Origin of the sequence: Tamlana sedimenti (assembly GCF_038148895.1) — a bacterium.
In the GTDB taxonomy this organism is placed as follows: Bacteria; Bacteroidota; Bacteroidia; order Flavobacteriales; family Flavobacteriaceae; genus Tamlana.
The window spans coordinates 412,490-433,188 of the sequence record NZ_JBBVGQ010000003.1 but is presented as its reverse complement, the minus strand read 5'-3'; the positions used below and the strand labels follow the sequence as shown (position 1 = coordinate 433,188).

Sequence of the window (20,699 nt, the reverse complement as noted above, 5' to 3'; positions counted from 1 at the left end):
AAAAATATATAAAAATCAGCCGTTATTAACATTTTAACAAAACTTTTACTAACTATTTATAAACTTTTGTAATTAGTTTTCTTATTTACGAAATAATCAATGACAATAGATGATTTTTTGTAATAATTTATTTTCTGTTTTATTGACTTGCGCTGTTTCAATAAACGATAAAAATTTGAATAAAAACCCAAATGGGCCTTTACGATAGCTAATGTGTGTTTAGGTTTCAATTCCAGAAGAAATTTTATTCCGGCAATACCATCTAAAATCAGTCGGGTTAATATTTTTCCAAATAAAATCCCTTTTGCGTTTTTGGTAAGTGTAAATAGACTATTTCTAAAATTTAGATGTGTTTTTTTTGGATTTAAGTTACTGAGTGTGGCGCCTCCAACATGGTAAATTTTAGAATCACCAACATATTTAACGGAATAGCCCATGTTTTTTGCCCGCCAGCATAGGTCAATCTCTTCCATATGGGCAAAAAAATCTCCATCCAAACCTTTTAGTTCTTGAAAAACTTTACTTCTAATAAAGAAGCATGCGCCCGATGCCCAAAATATTTCAGCAACATCATTATATTGACCCAAATCCTTTTCAATGGAATTAAAAATTCTTCCCCTGCAATAGGGATAGCCATATTTGTCTATAAAACCTCCAGCGGCACCTGCATATTCAAAATAATCTCGGTTATTGAAATCCAAGATTTTTGGTTGAATTATGGCAGTTTCAGGGAATTTATTAAACGCTTGAATAACTGGGACGAGCCAGTTTTCTGTTACTTCAACATCACTATTTAAAAGACAATAAATATCTGCTTCAATATGTTTTAGACCGTCATTATAACCTTTAGAATAGCCACCATTTTCAACATTCTGAATTATTTTAACATCGGGAAAATTTGATCTAACGAAGGTAACAGAGTCGTCCGATGAAGCATTATCAATCACATAAACCGTGGCTTCTCTAGAATATGTAACCACAGAAGGCAAAAACTGTTCGAGTAATTTTTTTCCATTCCAATTTAGTATGACAATGGCAATATTCATGATTTGTAATCTGGTATGTCCTTTAAAAATTGGTAGCGTTCGTTTTCAAAATCCATTTGGCAATAATAATGATTTAATCCGTTGGTAACCATCAAATAGGTAGCATTCAATTCCAAATTATAACGCGCAACTTGGTCAAAGGTATCTTGGTTTATGGTTATAGTAGGTGCTTTGCATTCAACAATTAGATGAATGCTTCCGTCTGAATTAAAAACAACAACATCATAACGTTTTTTCAAGTTGTTTATAGTCAGTTCCTTTTCAACGTTGATTAATGATTTTGGATAGTTTTTCTCTTGAATTAAATAAAGCACACAATGTTGACGTACCCATTCCTCAGGTTGTAAAACCACGAATTTTTTACGGATGTCATCAAAAATAGAAAGTTTATTTTCTTTATTTTTGAAACGAAATGAATACTTGGGGAAATTAAGTGTTTGCAATACTGATGCATTTAATTTTTCAAAGTTAACCACAAAATAATAAATAGCAATTTCCAAATACCAAATTCCGTAGCAAGTATGTTTTGCAAAGAATATTGTTGTTGTTTTAAAACTTTTTGAACGATTTGGACGAAGTAAAAGAATTGGTCACCGATATAAAAAATGGAAATGTAAAGCCCATCTATTTTTTAATGGGTGAAGAGCCATATTATATTGATAAGATTTCCGATTTTATTGAAAGTACCATACTCCAAGAAGAAGAGCGCGGATTCAATCAAATGATCTTGTACGGGCGTGATGTAACCATCGAGGATATTGTTAGCAATGCAAAGCGATACCCCATGATGGCAGAATATCAGGTGGTTATTGTTAAGGAGGCGCAAGATTTGTCACGAAGCATTGAAAAATTGACTCCATATGCCGAAAACCCTCAACCCACAACGGTTTTGGTTATTAATTACAAATACAAAAAGATTGATAAGCGTAAGGGATTGTACAAAACCTTGAAAAAAAAGGGTGTGGTTTACGAAAGTAAAAAGCTTTATGAAAATCAGGTAGCAGATTGGATTCGCAGAGTGCTTTCACCAAAAAAATATGCCATTTCTCCAAAGGCAGCACAAATGCTTGTTGAGTTTTTAGGAACAGATTTGAGCAAAATCAATAATGAACTAGAAAAACTTCAAATTATTTTGCCTGAGGGAACACAAATAACACCGGAACATATTGAGCAAAATATAGGAATAAGTAAAGATTACAATAACTTTGAGTTGCGAAAAGCTATCGGTGAAAGGGATACAGGCAAGGCTTTTAAAATAATTAATTACTTTGCTGAAAACCCGAAAGACAACCCCATGGTAGTGACAGTTTCGTTGTTGTTTAATTTTTTTTCACAATTGCTGCATTTTCATGGACTCAATGATAAATCTCCGCGCAGTGTGGCTTCGGCATTAAAAATCAATCCGTATTTTGTTAATGAATACATCAATGCAGCCCATAATTTCCCCATGAGAAAGGTGAGTGAGGTTGTGGCTGTTTTAAGGGAATTTGATGTTAAAGGAAAAGGAGTTGGGTCAAACGCTGTACCTCAAGGTGATTTGTTGAAGGAACTTCTAGTTAGAATTTTAAATTGATTTTTTAATGGATGTTGCTATTCACGAAAGTTGGAAACCTTACTTGGAAGAAGAATTCAATAAACCTTATTTCAAAAACCTAGTCGACTTTGTAAAATCCGAATACAAAAACCACAAATGTTTTCCTCCTGGAAATCAAATATTCAATGCGTTTAACCATTGTCATTTTGAGGATGTAAAGGTTGTGATTATTGGGCAAGATCCCTATCACGGTCATGGCCAAGCTAATGGTTTATGCTTTTCGGTTAATGACGGTGTTGCTCATCCGCCTTCTTTAATAAATATTTTTAAGGAAATTGAAACCGATTTAGGAATTCCATATCCAAAAACTGGAAATTTAGAGCGTTGGGCAGATCAAGGAGTGTTATTGCTCAATGCAACTTTAACAGTTAGGGCTCACCAAGCCGGAAGTCACCAGAATAAAGGTTGGGAAATATTTACAGATGCTGTTATAAAAGTAATTAGTGGCAAAAAGCAGAACGTTGTGTTTTTACTTTGGGGCGGTTTCGCAAAGAAAAAGTCAAGATTGATAAACGATGAAAAGCACAAAATAATTCCTTCTGGTCATCCGTCACCATTGAGCGCAAATAGAGGGTTTTGGTTTGGAAACAAGAGTTTCAGCTATACCAATGAATGGCTAAAATTTATTGGTGATAAACCTATTCAATGGTAAAAAATGTAATACACCAACAAAAGATGAATCTTAATCGTTTAAACAACCAAAATCTTAACTTCCAGTTGGAGCCAATACAATAGACCGGTCTTCCAATTTTAGAATAACTGGCCTTTTGGTTATTTCTGATTTTCTGTTTGTTTTATTACAGCTAAACTTTAGCAATAAAAAGTTAATGGCAATAAGTGTTGAAAGAACAAGGGTAATTGTTAGTATCATAGGCGGTTGGGGTTTGGTTCTTTAGGCAAAAAGATTAAAATTTAAAATTTTCGCCCTCTCAAATTTAATAACAAAAATACTACAAAACAATAAGCAGAAAGATTATTTATATATTTTTCCTACATTCAATTTATTTTTTATGAAATTTTGCACATTTGTTAATATGTTAACATATTTTTTGATAAAGTATTAATTTTAGATAAAAATAGACTTTATAAAACCTAATCGAATCAGTTGTTTTTGCCTAAGAAATTGTGATATTATGTTCCGTGTACTTAAATTTTGAAAGTTTAATTATTGCTGTTTTTTTATCATTTGACTGCTATGTTCTTGAAATAAAATTTATTTTTGGCATAAATAAAATAGACTATGGAGGAACCAAAATGGGTTATAGCCAAAGAATACCAAGATATCACTTATAAAAAGTGTAATGGAGTGGCTAGAATTGCTTTCAACAGACCCAATGTTCGGAATGCATTTCGCCCCAAAACCACCAGCGAATTATACGATGCCTTTTATGATGCCAATGAAGATGTAAATATTGGTGCGGTTTTGTTGTCGGCAGAAGGTCCTTCTACTAAAGATGGTGTGTATTCTTTTTGTAGTGGTGGTGACCAAAAAGCACGCGGACATCAAGGGTATGTTGGAGAAGATGGCTATCACAGATTAAATATTTTAGAAGTACAGCGTTTAATTCGTTTTATGCCAAAAGCGGTTATAGCAGTCGTACCAGGCTGGGCGGTTGGTGGCGGACACAGTTTACATGTAGTTTGCGATTTAACTTTGGCGAGTAAAGAACATGCCATTTTTAAACAAACGGATGCCGATGTTACAAGTTTTGATGGAGGCTACGGGTCGGCTTATTTAGCCAAAATGGTTGGTCAAAAAAAGGCGAGGGAAATCTTTTTTCTGGGAAGAAATTATTCTGCACAGGAAGCTTTTGATATGGGCATGGTCAATGCTGTTGTGCCTCATGACGAATTAGAAGTAACAGCCTATGAATGGGCTCAAGAAATATTGGCCAAATCGCCAACTTCTATTAAGATGTTGAAATTTGCCATGAACCTCACAGATGACGGTATGGTCGGTCAACAGGTTTTTGCGGGTGAGGCAACCCGATTGGCATATATGACTGATGAAGCTAAAGAAGGACGAAATGCATTTCTTGAAAAGCGCAAACCGAATTTTGATAAAAAATGGATTCCATAAATCAGAAAATTTCCATTTGGGTTTCGGCTATTCGTTTAAGAACACTCCCATTATCAATTTCGGGTATTATTCTTGCTTCATGTTTGGCGTATTATAATGGGGTTTTTAAATGGGAAATCTTCATTTTGGCCATTCTAACTACATTGAGTTTTCAAATACTTTCCAATCTTGCCAATGATTATGGTGATGGGGTTAAAGGCACCGATAACGAAAATAGAATTGGTCCAGAACGTGCCATACAATCGGGTAAAATTTCACCGGAAGAACTGTATAACGCCATAAAAATTAACGTGCTTATTTCAATTGGTTTAGCCTTTGCCCTTATTTTTTTGGCCTTGGGAACAAAGCATTTTTGGCTTACAATGACATTTTTTGTGTTGGGCGTAGCCTCCGTTGGAGCTGCTTTGCGGTACACCATTGGTAAAAACGCATATGGATATAGGGGTTTGGGCGATATATTTGTATTTGTTTTTTTTGGGTTGGTCAGCGTTATTGGCTGTTATGTGCTTTATGCCAAACAAATTGATCATGTTACATTTCTACCAGCTATTACAATTGGACTTCTAAGTACAGCAGTATTAAACCTAAACAACATGCGGGATAGGCAGTCTGATAAACAATCAAACAAAATAACTTTGGCGGTTAAGTTGGGAGAAAAAAGCGTTAAGCTTTACCATAATTTCTTGATTATATTGGCTATGGTTTTATCTGGTTTTTTTGGTGTTTTGTATTATACGTCACCATTGAATTTAATTTTTGCAGTAGCTTACTTGCCTCTTATTTTTCATTTAAAAAAGGTGAATACAACTGACAATCCTAAAAATTTGGATCCAGAATTAAAAAAATTGGCGCTTACAACGGTTGTGTTGGCAATATTGATGGGGATAGGTCATTTATTCTAGAATTTTTGTAAATTAATGATTTAAATTTTTTTCGATGAAAATCACATTTTACGGACATTCTTGTTTTGGAATCCAGATTAATGATGTTAATCTTTTAGTAGATCCATTCATTACCCCAAATGCAAAAGCTTCAAGCATCGATATTAATAATATCGAAGCAGATTATATTCTGTTAACCCATGCACATAATGACCATACGGCTGATGTTATGGACATCGCAAAACGAACCGAAGCTGTTATCATTTCAAACTTTGAAATCGTTACCCACTACAAAAACTTGGGTTTAGAGGGACATCCTATGAACCATGGAGGTAAGTGGGATTTTGAGTTTGGTACTGTAAAATATGTTAATGCTGTTCATTCTTCCTCTTTCTCTGATGGAAGCTATGGAGGTAATCCAGGTGGTTTTGTACTTGAAGGCGAACGCAAAAACATCTACATTGCCGGAGATACAGCCTTAACTTATGACATGAAATTGATTCCGCTTCAAACTAAATTGGATTTAGCTATTTTACCCATTGGGGACGATTTCACCATGGGTATTGATGACGCCATAATTGCGAGTGATTTTGTTGAATGTGACAAAGTTTTGGGTTGCCATTATGATACATTCGGATATATTGAAATTGACCATGAAGAGGCCAAACGCAAGTTTTTTGAAAAGGATAAAGATTTAATGCTTCTTGAAATAGGAGAGCACATAGAACTGTAAATGATACATGCCACTTACCAGCAATACATTTTGAATTTTAAGCAAGCCAGTGGCACTTCCCGTGGTATATTGAAGACCAAAGAAACTTGGTTTATCATATTAAAAACAGAAAATAAACTGGGTATTGGCGAATGTGGTTTGTTCAAAGGGCTTTCAGCTGATGATAAACCAGATTACGAGCAAAAATTAAAATGGGCCTGTGAACAAATGGATTCCGGATTGGATTTTTTATTAGGCCAATTAACGGAATATCCCAGCATTCAATTTGGATTGGAAATGGCTTTTAAATCTTTGGAAAGCAAAGATTCATTTGAATTATATCCTTCAGAATTTACAAAAAGTGAAGATAGTATTCCAATCAATGGTTTAATATGGATGGGTAACGAAGCCTTTATGAAAAAGCAAATTCAAGATAAAATTGAGGCGGGTTTCAGTTGTATAAAAATGAAAATTGGCGCGATTGATTTTCAGTCTGAAGTCAATTTGATAAAATCAATTAGAAAAGACTTTTCTTCAAAGGAAATAGAATTGAGGGTAGATGCCAACGGGGCATTTTCACCAAATGAGGCTCTGGAAAAGCTAAAAATTTTATCAGATTACGACTTGCACTCCATAGAACAGCCCATAAAGCAGGGGCAGATTGATGAAATGGCAAGGTTGTGTCGGTTAACACCATTACCTATAGCTCTTGATGAAGAATTAATCGGGGTTTTTTCCTTGAAAAATAAAAAGGAGTTGCTCCAAATCATAAATCCCCAATATATTATTTTAAAACCCAGCTTAGTTGGTGGTTTTAAAGGTACAGATGAGTGGATTGATACGGCTGAAAAACAAAATATTGGTTGGTGGATTACTAGTGCTTTAGAAAGTAACATAGGTTTAAGTGCCATTGCCCAATACACTTACTTAAAACATAGCAGTTTGCCACAGGGCTTGGGTACGGGCAGTTTATTTACCAATAATTTTAGTTGCCCTTTACACGTAAAAAATGGTACATTGCAATACCAAAAAAATAAAACTTGGAATTTAGAAAATTTATGGTGTTAAATCAATGATATATGTATATAGCTCAAGCATTTAAGGGGTTACATGAGTGGTGGAGATATTTAATAGGCGCTCTAATTGTATTTGTTGCATGGCAGATTATTGGTATGATACCATTAGGTGCAGCCATAGTAATAAAAAGTTTTGGAGGAGGTGCAGAGCAAATACCGACCGACATTCCTGAAATGATAACCCTTTTGGGAAGCAACCTTTTTCTGTTTCTAATGCTGATTTCATTTGTTTTTGGTTTGGTAGGAGTCTTTGTTTCTGTTAAGGCGTTACACAAGCAATCTTTAAAAAGTTTAACAACGGCTAGGCCCAAGATAGATTGGAAGCGCTTTTGGTTTATTTTTATTCTTTGGGGTATTGTTTCAATAGGTTTTGTGTTGGCTGATTATTTTTTCAGCCCTGAAGATTACCAATTAAACTTTCAGTTAGAACCGTTTTTAGTTTTGGCAGTAATAGCTATTTTATTGATTCCGTTGCAGACCAGTTTTGAAGAATATTTGTTTCGCGGATATTTGATGCAAGGATTAGGGGTGATATTTAAAAATAAATGGCTACCCCTTTTATTCACTTCGTTAGGTTTTGGGTTACTCCATATTGCCAATCCGGAGGTTGAAAAATTGGGTTATGTTATCATGGTATACTACATCGGTACGGGTTTGTTTTTGGGAATAATAACCCTTATGGATGATGGCTTGGAGCTTGCCCTTGGGTTTCATGCAGCCAACAATTTGTTTACAGCGCTATTGGTAACTGCCGATTGGACAGCCTTTCAAACAGATTCTATTTTAAAAGATATGTCCGACCCTTCCGAAATGGCAATAACCGAAATATTTGTGCCTGTATTTGTTGTTTTTCCAATTTTGTTGTTTATACTAGGTAAGAAATATAAATGGACCAATTGGGGAGAGAAACTACTCGGAACTGTTGTTGAACCACTAAAAGAAGATTATAAAATTTTAGATTAAATATGATACCAAATTATACAAACGTTCACCTTAAGTTCAAGCTAGATGGCTTAAGTTATAAATATGATGACCTTATGGAAATAGCCTATAGTTATGTTAAGGAAGGGGAGCCTTATCAGCAAGACTTGGGTAATTTTTTATTGGATTGGCTAGATAGGCATGATTATGTGGTCGTTAAAACATCTGGCTCTACAGGAAAACCAAAGAGTATAAAAATAAAAAAGCAAGCCATGGTAAACTCTGCCATAGCCACTGGGGACTTTTTTAATTTACAACCTGGTGATAAGGTACTAAACTGTTTACCCTCAAATTTTATAGCTGGGAAAATGATGATTGTTCGTGCAATTATGCTTGGATTGGAATTGGATATGACCGAACCAGCAGCGCTACCTTTAATAGATTACGAAAAAGATTATACGTTTTGCGCCTTTACCCCAATGCAACTTAAAAACTTTGCAAAATACCTGCAGAGCATTAAGGTCGCGATTGTTGGTGGAGGTATGGTTTCGAAGCCTATTATTGAATCTATTAAAGACAAAAAACCATTGGTTTACGAGACCTACGGTATGACTGAAACCGTTTCGCATATTGCCGTAAAAAAATTAAACAATTTTTCGGGATCGGAGTCAATCGAAACATCTTATTTCAACACATTGCCAGACATAACGGTTTCGCAAGATGAAAGAAACTGTTTGGTTATTGATGCGCCACAACTTTCTGATAAAAAAATTGTCACGAATGATGTTGTAAAATTACATTCCAATACCAGTTTTGAATGGTTGGGCAGGTATGACAATGTTGTAAATTCTGGAGGAATTAAATTGTTCCCCGAACAGATTGAAAAGAAACTTCAAAATAAAATAAAAGGTGAATTTTTTATTGCTTCAAAACCAGACGATACTTTAGGTGAAAAACTGATTTTAGTTATGGAAGCCAAAGAAGATAACTTAGATCGTTCTATTTTTGATGTTTTGGACAAATATGAAAAGCCGAAGGAGGTTATTGTGGTTCCAAAATTTAAGGAAACTTCATCTGGAAAAATCCATCGAAAGAAAACATTAAAAATGATAAATATCTAGCCGCACTGCGTAACATTATTTACTTTTTTAATACTGATAGAGAAAATATAATTCCATGGATTTTTTAAAGCGAGTTTTGTCTACCGTAACTGGTATTTTTGTTTTTTTAATCATTTGTTTTTTCGGTCTCATTATTTTGGGTGCCCTTTTTGGAAATGACCCCAATGAAGTGGTAAAGGTAAAGCCAAACACAGTTCTTGAATTACGGCTTGATTTTCCAATAAAGGATTATGCGGGCAAAGTAGAGTACGACGATTATCCTTTTTTAAATGAAAATGAAAAAAATGGACTTTTCAATATTATTGATGCCATCAATTATGCCGCAACTGATGATAAGATTAAAGGCATCTCAATAGACAATAATTTTATAGATGCGGGTATTTCGCAAACCAAAGCAATTCGAGGGGCTTTGTTAAAGTTTAAGGAGTCCGGCAAGTTTATTGTTTCATATTCAGATATTTATACTCAAAAAGATTATTATTTAAGTTCTGTTGCAGATACCATTTACATCAATCCAGCTGGAATAGTGGAGTTTAAAGGTTTATATTCAGAGCGATTGTATTTTAAGGATTTTCAGGAAAAGACTGGCTTTAAGATGGAAGTTGTGAGACTTGGCAAGTATAAAGAAGCCGTTGAGCCGTTTTTGGATAGCAAAATGAGCGATAACAATCGCGAACAGATTACGGCGTATTTAAATTCTCTATGGAGTGAGATTAAAAAAGACATTTCCATAAGTAGAAACCTATCCGTAGAACAACTCAATACAATTGCAGATAGTTTATTGGCCAGAACCCCAGAAATGGCAAAAGCCTCAAGCCTTATTGATAAAATAGGCTATTATGACGAGTATATGAATGGCATTAAAAGTGCTATGGGTATTGCCGTTAATGAAGATATTGAAACCGTAACTGTAGAAGATTATGCGCAATACGCTGCAACAAAAATGCACAATTATAGTAAAAACAAAATTGCTGTAATTTATGCTGAAGGTGAAATCATTTATGGTGAAGGCAATCAAAATGCCGTTGGTCAAGGTACGATGAGTAAGGCTTTGGTTGAAGCTAGGGAAGACGATAGAGTTAAAGCAATTGTGCTAAGAGTAAATTCACCTGGAGGGAGCGCTTTGGCAAGCGAGCTTATTTGGCGAGAGGTTGAACTTATAAAACAAGTAAAACCGGTTATTGTTTCTATGGGCGATATGGCTACTTCGGGAGGCTATTATATTTCTTGCAACGCTGACAGAATCATAGCTGAACCAACAACAGTTACCGGTAGTATAGGTGTATTTGGTATTTTGCCTAACGGAAAAGGTTTGGCCGATAATATGGGCATTAACGCAGAACAAGTTGCTACCAACAAAAATGCCGTAACCTACAGTTTTTTCGAGCCTTTAAATGATGGCCAACGTCAATTTTTTCAAGAAAGCATTTTAGGCACATATGAATTGTTCTCAAAACGGGTTGCCGATGGAAGGGGCATAAGCTTGGGAGATGTTGAATCTGTAGCACAAGGAAGAGTTTGGACCGGAGCAGATGCTTTAAAAAATGGCCTTGTTGATGAACTTGGAGGACTGGATTTGGCCTTGCAACGTGCCGCTGAAGCTGCTGAGATAGAAGATTACCAAATTAAGGAATTGCCAATTTTTAGGAGAAACCTGGAAGAAATTCTTGAAAAATTTGGATTGGCTAAAACCAAGGAAACCATTTTAAAAGAAGAATTGGGCGAGGAAAACTATAAACTTATGAAGGAAGTAAAGGCCATGACCCAAAGAAAAGGAATTCAATTGTTGTTTCCCTTCAGTACTGAGATAAAGTAACAAAAGATTATTATAGGTTTAAAAATGGTGGTTGCTAAATCTTAAGCAAACACCATTTTTAGTTTACTTCTGCATTTTAAAATAATAATCTAATGAGTGTTTACCTGACCCGTAAACCAAAAAGAAAGCACAGGCCAATAGGGTTATTAAAGCCATTGTTAAATTACCTGAATTCATTTCACCAACAAAATTAATGGCAACAGCGCCAATTAAAATGGGTAATTGGGCAATAATCGTCCAACGGGTCAAAAGTCCAAAAGCTATTAAAACACCACCAATAAAATGTGCTGGGGCAAGGTAATGAACCAAAACCATGCCTCCGGCCATATTTTGCATGGGTTTAAAAAGATCCATCAGCATAGCACTGTCTGACATAAAATTAATGCCCTTATAAAATAAAAAGGCTCCCAGTGCAACGCGTAACAAGTCAAGGGGCAAATAAGTGTGCACATTGGCCCACTTATTCAGGGTTTTTATTGTATCCATGATTGAATTTGTTGATTTTCAATCATTAAGTTACTGAATTTTGATGAGATTAGAAAATTAAACTTGCAAAACCCCCATGTTAAAGGGTTTCTCGATAGGGGAATGGTTGGCCGCTTCAATGCCCATACTAATCCATTTGCGGGTGTTCAAGGGATCTATGATTGCGTCGGTCCAAATACGTGCTGCAGCATAATATGGTGAAACTTGGTTATCGTATCGGTCCTTAATTTTATTGAATAGTTCAGCTTCTTTGTCTTTGGTAATTTTTTCTCCTTGCTTTTCAAGTGAAGCCTTTTCAATTTGTAACAAAACTTTTGCGGCAGAATTACCACTCATCACGGCGAGTTCGGCACTTGGCCAAGCCACAATAAGTCGAGGGTCATAAGCTTTACCGCACATGGCGTAATTTCCGGCGCCATAACTATTGCCAATAATTACGGTGAACTTTGGCACAACCGAATTACTAACGGCATTTACCATTTTGGCGCCGTCCTTAATAATGCCACCGTGTTCACTTTTGCTACCCACCATAAAACCGGTGACGTCTTGCAGAAACACCAATGGAATCTTCTTTTGGTTGCAATTGGCAATAAATCTTGTGGCTTTATCGGCACTATCGTTGTAAATAACACCGCCAAATTGCATTTCGCCTTTTTTGGTTTTCACCAATTTGCGTTGGTTGGCAACAATGCCGACTGCCCAGCCATCAATTCTGGCATAGCAAGTAATGATGGTTTGTCCATAACCCGCTTTATATTCTTCAAATTCGGAATTGTCGACCAAACGTTTTATAACCTCATACATATCATATTGGTCTGCTCTAGATTTCGGTATAATACCATAAATATCCTCGGGGTTTTCCGTTGGCTTTTCAGCCTCAACTCTGTTAAATCCAGCTTTTGTGAAATCACCAATTTTATCAATAATGTTTTTAATGGTATCTAGGGCATCCTTGTCGTCTTTCGCTTTGTAATCTGTAACTCCAGAAATTTCACAGTGTGTTGTAGCCCCACCCAAAGTTTCGTTGTCTATTGTTTCACCGATGGCTGCTTTCACCAGATAACTTCCCGCTAAAAAAATGCTTCCCGTTTTATCAACAATAAGGGCTTCGTCACTCATAATCGGTAAATAGGCACCACCGGCAACACAGCTTCCCATAACTGCCGCAATTTGGGTAATACCCATACTGCTCATCACCGCGTTGTTTCTAAAAATGCGACCAAAATGCTCTTTGTCAGGAAAAATCTCATCCTGCATGGGCAAATAAACGCCAGCGGAATCCACAAGATAAATAATGGGCAATCGGTTTTCAATGGCAATTTCTTGGGCTCTTAAATTCTTTTTCCCCGTAATGGGAAACCATGCACCTGCTTTAACCGTGGCATCGTTGGCCACAACAATGCACTGCTTTCCTTTAATATGACCTATTTTAACTACCACACCACCTGATGGACAACCACCGTGCTCTTTGTACATGTCCTCACCGGCAAATGCCCCAATTTCAATGGACTTATGTTTATCATCAAGCAGATAATCAATGCGTTCTCGGGCGGTCATTTTACCTTTTTCGTGCAGTTTTTCAATTCTACTTTTGCCCCCGCCAAGATGTATTTTTGCCAAGCGTTTATTCAATTCTGACAGCAAAAGTTTGTTGTGATCTTCGTTTTTATTGAAGTTGATATCCATGTAAAACAGTTTAGGGCTAATGTACAAAAGTTGACATTCCTGTGAAAACAGGAATATTAATTATTTAGAATTCGAAATTGTTTCTAGTGTTAATGAAATCATAAAATATATAACATGGAAATATATTCCTTGGAATATAAATATTTTGATTGTATCTTTGCTCAAAAGAAACTAAATTATGAAGAAGATAATAGCCTTTGCGGGCAGCAACAGTAAAAATTCTATTAATAAGCAATTGGCAACTTATGCATCAGGTTTGGTAATAGATGCCGAGGTTGATATTTTAGATTTAAATGATTTTAAATTACCACTTTTTGGCGTGGATTTAGAAAAACAACTTGGTGGACAGCCAGAGAACGCCCACAAATTTCTAAATAGAATTAAAGAGTCAGATGGTATTGTTTTGTCTTTGGCAGAGCACAATGGGGCTTATGCTACAGTCTTTAAAAACTTGTTGGATTGGATGTCTCGTATAGAAAGCAAAACCTTTTTTGGAAAGCCTATGTTGCTCATGGCCACATCAACAGGTGGAAGAGGAGGAAAGTCAGTGTTGAGTATAGCACAAAACAGGTTCCCTTACCATAATGCCAATATTGTTGACGTGTTTTCGTTGCCATTATTTAACGATAACTTTTCCAGTGGAAAAATCAGCAATGAAGAATTGAACGAGGAATTAAAATCGAAAGTTAAAGCATTTCAAGAAGCTCTTTAAGTTTTTGAATTAAAAACTGGACATTATGGGAGATATTTCAAAAGACATAAATTCAAAATTTGCGAACAACCGCACAAAAGCATTAATCAATATTGTCTATACGGCAAATTGGATTAATAGTCATCAAAACGAATTTTTTAAAACTTTTAGGATATCGCCACAGCAATACAACATTTTAAGAATATTAAGAGGTGCCGGTGAGCCATTGAATGTGCAAACCATAAAAAATAGAATGATAGAGCGTTCGCCAAATGCAACGCGTTTAATGGATAAATTGTGCGCTAAAAATTATATTGAACGTTTGCCATCGCCACACGATAGACGGGTGGTTAAAATAGCGATTACTGAAAAAGGTATCGGTTTACTTAATGATATTCCAAGTACGTTCAACGCCAAACTGTTACAAAACTTAAGTGAGGAAGAAGCTGAACAGCTTAGCAACTTACTTGATAAAATGAGATAATTTAAAGAGAAAGGAGAGAAAAGATGAAAACAATAATTCACAGAGCAAAAGATAGGGGTTTTGCCAACCACGGTTGGTTGCAAGCAAATCATTCATTCAGTTTTGCGGGCTTTTTTGATGCCGAAAAAATACAATTTGGGGCACTAAGAGTTTTAAATGACGATGTTATAGCACCAAATATGGGATTTGGAACACATCCGCACGACAATATGGAAATTATAACCATTCCGTTAAAAGGGGTTTTAAAGCATCGCGATTCTATGCACAACCACTGGCAACCTGTCGTTCCTGGTGAGGTTCAGGTAATGAGTGCTGGAACGGGTGTACAACATTCCGAAATAAATGGTTCGTCAGATGAATATTTAAGTCTGTTCCAAATTTGGATTATTCCTAATAAACGAAGTTTAAGTCCGCGTTACGACCAAAAGAGGTTTGAAGCCGGAGACCGAAAAAACAAACTTCAGGTTTTGGTAACGTCAATTGAGGAAAGCCATGAGGGCAGTTTAAAAATCCATCAAGATGCCAAAATATCGCGGATAGATTTAGACGAAGGAAAAACGGTGAACTATGATTTAATCAGTGAAAACCACGGCGTTTATGTAATGATTATTAATGGGGAGATAAATGTTGATGGTAATAGCTTAATTACCCGCGATGCCATGGGCGTTTCTAAAACGGATTCCTTTGAGATTAAGTCTGAAACAGATTCCAGTGTTTTATTGATTGAAGTGCCCATGCAATAAAACTTTATAGTTTTTTGGCAACAATAATACACTTGTCATTATCGATGGTGGTGGTAAAAAACAAATAGATATCACCACCATCTTTTATTTTAAGCTTTTTGCGAATATTTTGAACCGTTTCCGGGAAATCCCGGGTAGTAATATTGGCCTTGGTAATACCCAATGCTTTAATTTCCTTTTTGTTATATGGGACTGTTTTTTCAATTTTAAATGAGCGCCCAGGAAAGTCCAAAAGTTTATCAGAAGTATATAAATGTGCATGTTTACTGAGTTTGAATACAGATAGCTGATTTGATACCGAATGAAACCCTCCAGCTTTTAAAATGGCACTATTAGGTTCGTAAAGATAGGTGAGTGGAGCACGATATTCCGATTCCAATTGCTTTTCATTTTCAAGTAAAAAACTAAAATGCTCATTTTGTGTTTTTTTAAGATTGACCGTTTCGATTGAAATAGAACCGTTATATTCTTTTTCCGAAATCCAGAGCAATTCTTTTACTTCACTGTTTACCGCAACAACATAAACGGTTTTTACATGTTTTAGTTCGCCAATGCCAACCGAAATATCCAACAAAGGCGATGTTTTAATCAATATATTTTTTGAACGCTGAAATAACAAATCGATATGCTCTGGAACGTTTGGTAAACAGTCGTTTAAAAAGAAAACCTTGCCCTTACTGTCGTGTCGTCTTGAAGGGTCGATATAAATCCAATCGTATTTTTTGGTCGACTTTTTTAAATATTCAATGCCATCGGCATTAATGGTTGTAATATTTTCAATGCGAAGTTGCTTATAATTGTGATGAACGATTTTTGAAAGAGATTCATTTATTTCACAATGCTCAACTATTTTAAAGTTTTTTGAAAAGTAGAAACAGTCTACCCCAAAACCACCCGTTAAATCAATTAGGGTATCTCCGTTAATCAAATCGGATTTATGCTTTGCAGTTGCTTCCGAAGAAGTTTGCTCAATATTCAGCTTATTGGGATAGTAAATATTTTCTGCATTAAACCAAGTTGGAAGTTTTTTTTCGCAGCGTTTTTTCGCTTCAATTTGCTCAATAATTTCTTTGGTTTCTGCAGAAACAAAGTCGGTTCCTTTTAATAAAATCGATGTGATATTTGAGTTTAAATTAACATCAATAAAATCTTGAATATCAGTATTTAAAATGGAATAATTCAAGTAAAACTACAAGTCTTTGGTCAATTTTTTTACAATCTTGTTTTCAGATAAAAACTCTTTTAAAATCACCTTAATGGCGGTATAGGCAGGAACAGCCAAAATAAGGCCAATAATGCCAAATAAGATGCCTGTGATGAGGATGACCAAAAATATTTCCAAAGGGTGCGACTTTACACTTTTCGAAAAAATAATGGGTTGGCTACCAAAGTTGTCCACCAATTGGCCAATGGCAAAAACCAAAAATACCCAAAAGGTTTTTGGTAATATAACAGTACTAAAACTTTGCCCTAGGTTGCTGGTCATGGTTAAAGTAAGCATTAAAAACGCGCCAATTAAAGGACCAACGTAAGGTATCAGGTTCAACAAAGCACATAAAAAGGCAATTACGATGGCATTTTCTACATCGATAATGAGCAAACCAATGGTGTAAATGATAAAAAGAATTAAGATTTGAAAAATAAGCCCAACAAAGTATCGAGAAAGTAAGTCTTTAATTTTTGTTGATGAGGTTTTCCAACGCGATTCTTTATCATCTGGAATAAAGGTCATAATACCGCTTTCAAATAACCTGCTGTCCTTTAAAAAGAAAAATGATATAAAAATTACTGAAAACAGACCAACGCTAAAACTGCCTAAGCCACTTATAACCGAGTTTAAAAAGTTCGGTATTAAGGAATAATCAATGTTTGAAAGCAGATTGGAATCTTTTATAGATTGCTCAATATCAATTTGATGCAAATCAAAATAGGTTATGATTTGGGAATACAAATTCTCAATATTCTCTTGCAATTCTTCAATATTCAAAAGTGATAAATTATGCCCTTGTTTGATGACCAAGGGAATAAACAAACCAACCAAGCTTACAAAAACACCGAGTAAAAGTACCATGGTAACAACGACAGCGATAGTGTTTTTAAATTTCAATCGTCGTTCCAAAAACAAGACTATTGGTCGTCCAATTAGTGAAATGACGGCAGCAATTGCTATATAACCAATAACGGATTGAATTTTATACAAAAAGTAAAGGATAAGGGCAATGCCCAAGATAATGCCCACTGCTTTTAAAATGCCGTTTGAGATGGTGTTGGAGTTCATTCAGTAAATATATAAAACGGTTTACAATAACTGTCGGGTCATTTCATATAAAGTAATGTTGGTGGCCTGAGCAACGTTCATGCTACTGTTTTGGCCAAACATATCAATATGGATGATAGCATCCGATTTTTTCAAGATATCTTCTGAAACCCCAAAATTTTCATCACCAACAACTAGAGCAATAGGTTTTCCTTTTGAAAATTGAAAGTTGTGAAGGGGTTGGCTTGTTGAAGTAATTTCCAATGCAATAATTTGATGACATTTTGTTTTTAAAGTTTCAACAACTTCTGAAGCTGACGGTTTAATTTCAAAATCCACCACTTTTTCGGTAGCCCTTGAGGTTTTTGTCATTTTCCTGCCCATAGGAATAGGCTCGCCACAAAGGATGAGGTTTTTAACACCAAAAGCATCACAAATACGGAACAAACTGCCAATGTTCGGCGCATTGGTAACGTTGTCGCAAACTAGAGTAATAGGGAATGTGCGTTTTTTAAAGTTGGTATTGTAGTGTGTGAGTTGCATGTTATTTACGACTTTGGAGTCACGATTTAAGAATCTAAAATCGTCATTCGTAATTCTGACATCAATTTAGTTTTCAAAAGCAAACTTAACAATATTCGCACCCATTTTCAGGGCTTTTTCCCGAACATCGGCAGGGTCGTTGTGTACTTCAGGGTCTTCCCAGCCATCGCCTAAATCACTTTCATAAGTAAACAATAAAACTAGTCTACTTTCATCAAAAATACCAAATGCTTGCGGACGTTTTCCATCGTGTTCATGGATTTTTGGCAGTCCATTTGGAAAGGGATATGCCATGTTGAAAATAGGATGGTTGGCTGGGAGCTCAATTAAATCTTTATCCGGAAAGACCTTTTTCAGTTCTTTGGTAATGTAGGGTTCCATGCCGTAATTATCGTCAATATGTAAAAAACCTCCAGAGAGCAAATAGTTGCGAAGATTTTCGGCATCAGCCTCACTAAAAAACACATTGCCGTGCCCTGTCATATGCAAAAACGGATATTGAAAAATATCGGTGCTTCCAGCTTCAACAGTTTCGGGCTTTTGGTTGATTTTTGTGTTGATGTTACTGTTACAAAACGCTATAAGGTTAGATAAAGCTGTGGGATTGCTGTACCAATCACCTCCGCCTTTGTATTTTAAAACAGCTAGTTCTTGAGCGTTTAAGCTTAAAAGCGAGAAGTGAAAAATCAAAAGTAATACAACTTTTTTCATGTTATTCATTGGTAAATGAAACAGAATGGCACGCTACAATAGCTGCTGTTTCGGTGCGTAATCTTGTGTCTCCCAAAGTTACGGGAATGAAATTATTTTCAAGGGCTTTTTCAATCTCTTTAGATGAAAAGTCACCTTCAGGGCCAATTAAAATGGTAATGTCCGTTTTTGGTTTAAGTTGTTGCTTTAATGACTTTCTGTCGGTCTCTTCGCAATGGGCGATGAATAAATCCCCTTCAAAATCCTGATCGATAAATTCAGAAAACGAAATAGCCTCATGCAATTCGGGCAAGTAGCAATTTAAACTCTGTTTCATGGCCGACTGCAGAATACGTAGAAAGCGCTCCAGCTTCACAACCTTACGCTCACTATGGTCGCATATAATGGGTGTTATGGTATCGATACCGATTTCGGTGGCTTTTTCTAAAAACCATTCGTAGCGGTCGTTCATTTTTGTAGGTGCCACGGCCAAGTGCAGGTTGTAATATTTCTTTGGTTGAAGTGTTTTTGAAACTACCAAAGCCGTACACTTATTAATGTTTGAATTAGAAATTTCAGCGGTAAACAGCCATCCTTTTCCGTTGGTGATGTGTACTTGGTCACCAACAGATTTGCGCAATACTTTTGCAATATGCCTGCTTTCTTCTTTATCAAAGGTAAATTCAGTGGTGTGTTCGGTTATTTCGGGATTATAGAAGAGTTGCATCAAACGAATATAAAACAATTTAATTTTTGTAGCGAATTCGGTTATGATTTTCTAGAATTTCAAAAATTATTTGTGTAAAAGGCTCATTTATATTTTCAACCTCGCCGAAGCCACAACATCCTGTTGAGCAAAATCACCTTCCAAATATTTTAAATGACCAACTATGGCAATCATAGCTGCATTATCAGTTGTGAATTCAAATTTTGGCACATAGGTAGTCCATCCGTATTTTTTTTCGCCGTCTTTTAAGGCCTGCCGTATTCCCGAATTAGCCGAAACCCCGCCGCCAATAGCAATATGCTTGATACCCGTTTCTTTTGATGCCTTTTTCAATTTATCAATCAAAATACCAATAATGGTGTGTTGTATGGAAGCGCAAATATCGTTTAGGTTTTCTTCAATAAAATTGGGGTTTAGTTTGGTTTCCTTTTGCACAAAATACAAAATGGCCGTTTTTAGTCCGGAAAAACTAAAATTCAACCCATCTACCTTTGGTTTGGTAAATTTAAAGGCTTTAGGATTTCCCAATTTAGCACGTTTATCAATTTCAGGCCCCGCAGGATAGCCCAAGCCTAAAATCTTCCCACTTTTATCAAAGGCTTCACCAACAGCGTCATCGATGGTTTCACCAATAACGGTCATTTCAAAATAATTGTCCACCCGCACAATTTGTGTATGTCCGCCAGAAATGGTCATGGCCAAAAAAGGTAAAGGTGGTTTTTCATAGCCTTCTTCATCAATAAAATGTGCCAGAATATGGCCTTGCATGTGGTTCACATCAATAAGTGGAATATTGAGTCCAAAGGCCAAAGATTTGGCAAACGAAGTACCTACTAACAAGCTACCCATTAAACCAGGGCCTTTGGTAAAGGCAATGGCGTTCAACTGTTCTTTGGAGACATTGGCTTTTTTTAACGCTTGGTGTACCACTGGAACAATGTTTTGCTGGTGCGCCCTAGAAGCCAATTCTGGCACAACACCGCCATATTCTTCGTGTATTTTTTGATTGGCAACAACATTACTTAAAATGCGTCCGTTATGCATTACAGAAGCCGCCGTATCGTCGCATGAAGACTCAATTCCTAAGATGAAAATATTTTGTGAGGACATTAATAAATATTAGGCACAATAATTGTTAATTTTGA

General features: G+C 35.9%; 23 protein-coding genes. 12 read left to right on the top strand and 11 right to left on the bottom strand.

Translation table 11 applies throughout. The features are described 5' to 3' along the window. Positions 1-56 precede the first annotated feature (56 nt). Complete coding sequence (locus WJN01_RS10115) at positions 57-1,046, bottom strand: glycosyltransferase family 2 protein (protein WP_445197039.1); 990 nt, start codon at positions 1,044-1,046, stop codon at positions 57-59. After that, positions 1,043-1,489, bottom strand: coding sequence for a type I restriction enzyme HsdR N-terminal domain-containing protein (locus WJN01_RS10110; RefSeq protein ID WP_445197038.1), 447 nt, complete (start codon positions 1,487-1,489; stop codon positions 1,043-1,045). Before WJN01_RS10110 ends, WJN01_RS10115 begins: the two co-directional genes overlap by 4 nt. A gap of 125 nt (positions 1,490-1,614) precedes the next feature. Between WJN01_RS10110 and holA the strand changes: the two genes are divergently transcribed. Together holA and WJN01_RS10100 are read left to right on the top strand one after the other, a co-directional pair. Next, entirely contained in the window at positions 1,615-2,619 is a 1,005-nt protein-coding gene (gene holA, locus WJN01_RS10105; protein ID WP_445197037.1) for a DNA polymerase III subunit delta, read from the top strand. A 7-nt stretch (positions 2,620-2,626) separates the two neighbouring features. Next, positions 2,627-3,292 carry a uracil-DNA glycosylase gene (locus WJN01_RS10100; protein WP_445197036.1) on the top strand — a complete coding sequence of 222 codons (666 nt, stop codon included), beginning with the start codon at positions 2,627-2,629 and terminating at the stop codon, positions 3,290-3,292. Positions 3,293-3,346: 54 nt separating this feature from the next. Here WJN01_RS10100 and WJN01_RS10095 read toward each other — a convergent pair whose 3' ends face one another. Further along, positions 3,347-3,511 (bottom strand): hypothetical protein, encoded by a 165-nt coding sequence (locus WJN01_RS10095; RefSeq protein ID WP_445197035.1) that lies wholly within the window; start codon positions 3,509-3,511, stop codon positions 3,347-3,349. A gap of 369 nt (positions 3,512-3,880) precedes the next feature. Between WJN01_RS10095 and WJN01_RS10090 the strand changes: the two genes are divergently transcribed. Genes WJN01_RS10090 through sppA form a run of 7 tightly spaced genes read left to right on the top strand, consistent with a single transcriptional unit; the run spans position 3,881 to position 11,247 of the window. After that, positions 3,881-4,720, top strand: coding sequence for a 1,4-dihydroxy-2-naphthoyl-CoA synthase (locus tag WJN01_RS10090; protein ID WP_445197034.1), 840 nt, complete (start codon positions 3,881-3,883; stop codon positions 4,718-4,720). Then, positions 4,708-5,622, top strand: a complete 915-nt coding sequence (menA, locus tag WJN01_RS10085) for a 1,4-dihydroxy-2-naphthoate octaprenyltransferase (protein WP_445197033.1) — start codon at positions 4,708-4,710, stop codon at positions 5,620-5,622. The genes WJN01_RS10090 and menA overlap by 13 nt, the downstream gene beginning before the upstream one ends. A 34-nt stretch (positions 5,623-5,656) precedes the next feature. Then, the gene (locus WJN01_RS10080) at positions 5,657-6,334 is read left to right on the top strand and encodes a metal-dependent hydrolase (RefSeq protein ID WP_445197032.1); all 678 of its coding nucleotides are present in this window, start codon (positions 5,657-5,659) and stop codon (positions 6,332-6,334) included. Further along, positions 6,335-7,381, top strand: a complete 1,047-nt coding sequence (locus WJN01_RS10075) for an o-succinylbenzoate synthase (RefSeq protein WP_445197031.1) — start codon at positions 6,335-6,337, stop codon at positions 7,379-7,381. It abuts the gene before it with no gap. An 11-nt stretch (positions 7,382-7,392) separates the two neighbouring features. Next, complete coding sequence (locus WJN01_RS10070; RefSeq protein ID WP_445197030.1) at positions 7,393-8,352, top strand: CPBP family intramembrane glutamic endopeptidase; 960 nt, start codon at positions 7,393-7,395, stop codon at positions 8,350-8,352. Between the two features lie 2 nt (positions 8,353-8,354). After that, a complete protein-coding gene (locus WJN01_RS10065; RefSeq protein WP_445197029.1) occupies positions 8,355-9,431 on the top strand; it encodes an AMP-binding protein in 1,077 nt (358 codons plus the stop codon). A 55-nt stretch (positions 9,432-9,486) separates the two neighbouring features. Further along, positions 9,487-11,247 (top strand): signal peptide peptidase SppA, encoded by a 1,761-nt coding sequence (gene sppA, locus WJN01_RS10060; RefSeq protein ID WP_445197028.1) that lies wholly within the window; start codon positions 9,487-9,489, stop codon positions 11,245-11,247. A 63-nt stretch (positions 11,248-11,310) separates the two neighbouring features. Here the strand turns inward: sppA and WJN01_RS10055 are convergent, their stop codons facing one another. Continuing rightward, positions 11,311-11,733 carry a DoxX family protein gene (locus tag WJN01_RS10055; protein WP_445197027.1) on the bottom strand — a complete coding sequence of 141 codons (423 nt, stop codon included), beginning with the start codon at positions 11,731-11,733 and terminating at the stop codon, positions 11,311-11,313. A gap of 57 nt (positions 11,734-11,790) precedes the next feature. Further along, complete coding sequence (locus tag WJN01_RS10050; protein ID WP_445197026.1) at positions 11,791-13,419, bottom strand: acyl-CoA carboxylase subunit beta; 1,629 nt, start codon at positions 13,417-13,419, stop codon at positions 11,791-11,793. 178 nt (positions 13,420-13,597) lie between these two features. Between WJN01_RS10050 and WJN01_RS10045 the strand changes: the two genes are divergently transcribed. Genes WJN01_RS10045 through WJN01_RS10035 form a run of 3 tightly spaced genes read left to right on the top strand, consistent with a single transcriptional unit; the run spans position 13,598 to position 15,337 of the window. Further along, positions 13,598-14,131: an NADPH-dependent FMN reductase gene (locus WJN01_RS10045; protein ID WP_445197025.1), complete on the top strand. Its 534-nt coding sequence runs from the start codon at positions 13,598-13,600 to the stop codon at positions 14,129-14,131. A gap of 25 nt (positions 14,132-14,156) precedes the next feature. Continuing rightward, entirely contained in the window at positions 14,157-14,594 is a 438-nt protein-coding gene (locus WJN01_RS10040) for a MarR family winged helix-turn-helix transcriptional regulator (RefSeq protein WP_445197024.1), read from the top strand. Positions 14,595-14,617: 23 nt separating this feature from the next. Beyond that, on the top strand, positions 14,618-15,337 hold the full coding sequence (locus WJN01_RS10035) for a pirin family protein (RefSeq protein WP_445197023.1): 720 nt from the start codon (positions 14,618-14,620) through the stop codon (positions 15,335-15,337). 4 nt (positions 15,338-15,341) lie between these two features. Here WJN01_RS10035 and WJN01_RS10030 read toward each other — a convergent pair whose 3' ends face one another. The 6 genes from WJN01_RS10030 to tsaD form a co-directional block, all read right to left on the bottom strand. After that, the gene (locus WJN01_RS10030) at positions 15,342-16,520 is read right to left on the bottom strand and encodes a THUMP-like domain-containing protein (RefSeq protein WP_445197022.1); all 1,179 of its coding nucleotides are present in this window, start codon (positions 16,518-16,520) and stop codon (positions 15,342-15,344) included. 6 nt (positions 16,521-16,526) lie between these two features. Further along, complete coding sequence (locus WJN01_RS10025; protein WP_445197021.1) at positions 16,527-17,615, bottom strand: AI-2E family transporter; 1,089 nt, start codon at positions 17,613-17,615, stop codon at positions 16,527-16,529. Between the two features lie 21 nt (positions 17,616-17,636). Continuing rightward, positions 17,637-18,137, bottom strand: a complete 501-nt coding sequence (locus WJN01_RS10020) for a TrmH family RNA methyltransferase (protein WP_445197020.1) — start codon at positions 18,135-18,137, stop codon at positions 17,637-17,639. A gap of 66 nt (positions 18,138-18,203) precedes the next feature. Continuing rightward, complete coding sequence (locus tag WJN01_RS10015; protein WP_445197019.1) at positions 18,204-18,848, bottom strand: DUF4159 domain-containing protein; 645 nt, start codon at positions 18,846-18,848, stop codon at positions 18,204-18,206. Between the two features lies 1 nt (position 18,849). Then, positions 18,850-19,554, bottom strand: a complete 705-nt coding sequence (locus tag WJN01_RS10010; protein WP_445197018.1) for a 16S rRNA (uracil(1498)-N(3))-methyltransferase — start codon at positions 19,552-19,554, stop codon at positions 18,850-18,852. Positions 19,555-19,641: 87 nt separating this feature from the next. Then, positions 19,642-20,664 (bottom strand): tRNA (adenosine(37)-N6)-threonylcarbamoyltransferase complex transferase subunit TsaD, encoded by a 1,023-nt coding sequence (gene tsaD, locus WJN01_RS10005; protein ID WP_445197017.1) that lies wholly within the window; start codon positions 20,662-20,664, stop codon positions 19,642-19,644. Between the last annotated feature and the right edge of the window lie 35 nt (positions 20,665-20,699).

What these genes read in the sequence shown, in the direction of transcription:
- WJN01_RS10025 (WP_445197021.1), bottom strand. Translation starts at nt 17,615, where the DNA reads ATGAACTCCAACACCATCTCAAACGGCATTTTAAAAGCAGTGGGCATT.
- WJN01_RS10115 (WP_445197039.1), bottom strand. Translation starts at nt 1,046, where the DNA reads ATGAATATTGCCATTGTCATACTAAATTGGAATGGAAAAAAATTACTC.
- WJN01_RS10070 (WP_445197030.1), top strand. Translation starts at nt 7,393, where the DNA reads ATGTATATAGCTCAAGCATTTAAGGGGTTACATGAGTGGTGGAGATAT.
- WJN01_RS10010 (WP_445197018.1), bottom strand. Translation starts at nt 19,554, where the DNA reads ATGCAACTCTTCTATAATCCCGAAATAACCGAACACACCACTGAATTT.
- WJN01_RS10045 (WP_445197025.1), top strand. Translation starts at nt 13,598, where the DNA reads ATGAAGAAGATAATAGCCTTTGCGGGCAGCAACAGTAAAAATTCTATT.
- sppA (WP_445197028.1), top strand. Translation starts at nt 9,487, where the DNA reads ATGGATTTTTTAAAGCGAGTTTTGTCTACCGTAACTGGTATTTTTGTT.
- WJN01_RS10035 (WP_445197023.1), top strand. Translation starts at nt 14,618, where the DNA reads ATGAAAACAATAATTCACAGAGCAAAAGATAGGGGTTTTGCCAACCAC.
- WJN01_RS10065 (WP_445197029.1), top strand. Translation starts at nt 8,355, where the DNA reads ATGATACCAAATTATACAAACGTTCACCTTAAGTTCAAGCTAGATGGC.
- WJN01_RS10015 (WP_445197019.1), bottom strand. Translation starts at nt 18,848, where the DNA reads ATGAAAAAAGTTGTATTACTTTTGATTTTTCACTTCTCGCTTTTAAGC.
- WJN01_RS10095 (WP_445197035.1), bottom strand. Translation starts at nt 3,511, where the DNA reads ATGATACTAACAATTACCCTTGTTCTTTCAACACTTATTGCCATTAAC.
- WJN01_RS10050 (WP_445197026.1), bottom strand. Translation starts at nt 13,419, where the DNA reads ATGGATATCAACTTCAATAAAAACGAAGATCACAACAAACTTTTGCTG.
- WJN01_RS10020 (WP_445197020.1), bottom strand. Translation starts at nt 18,137, where the DNA reads ATGCAACTCACACACTACAATACCAACTTTAAAAAACGCACATTCCCT.
- WJN01_RS10075 (WP_445197031.1), top strand. Translation starts at nt 6,335, where the DNA reads ATGATACATGCCACTTACCAGCAATACATTTTGAATTTTAAGCAAGCC.
- WJN01_RS10055 (WP_445197027.1), bottom strand. Translation starts at nt 11,733, where the DNA reads ATGGATACAATAAAAACCCTGAATAAGTGGGCCAATGTGCACACTTAT.
- menA (WP_445197033.1), top strand. Translation starts at nt 4,708, where the DNA reads ATGGATTCCATAAATCAGAAAATTTCCATTTGGGTTTCGGCTATTCGT.
- WJN01_RS10090 (WP_445197034.1), top strand. Translation starts at nt 3,881, where the DNA reads ATGGAGGAACCAAAATGGGTTATAGCCAAAGAATACCAAGATATCACT.
- WJN01_RS10100 (WP_445197036.1), top strand. Translation starts at nt 2,627, where the DNA reads ATGGATGTTGCTATTCACGAAAGTTGGAAACCTTACTTGGAAGAAGAA.
- WJN01_RS10080 (WP_445197032.1), top strand. Translation starts at nt 5,657, where the DNA reads ATGAAAATCACATTTTACGGACATTCTTGTTTTGGAATCCAGATTAAT.
- tsaD (WP_445197017.1), bottom strand. Translation starts at nt 20,664, where the DNA reads ATGTCCTCACAAAATATTTTCATCTTAGGAATTGAGTCTTCATGCGAC.
- WJN01_RS10040 (WP_445197024.1), top strand. Translation starts at nt 14,157, where the DNA reads ATGGGAGATATTTCAAAAGACATAAATTCAAAATTTGCGAACAACCGC.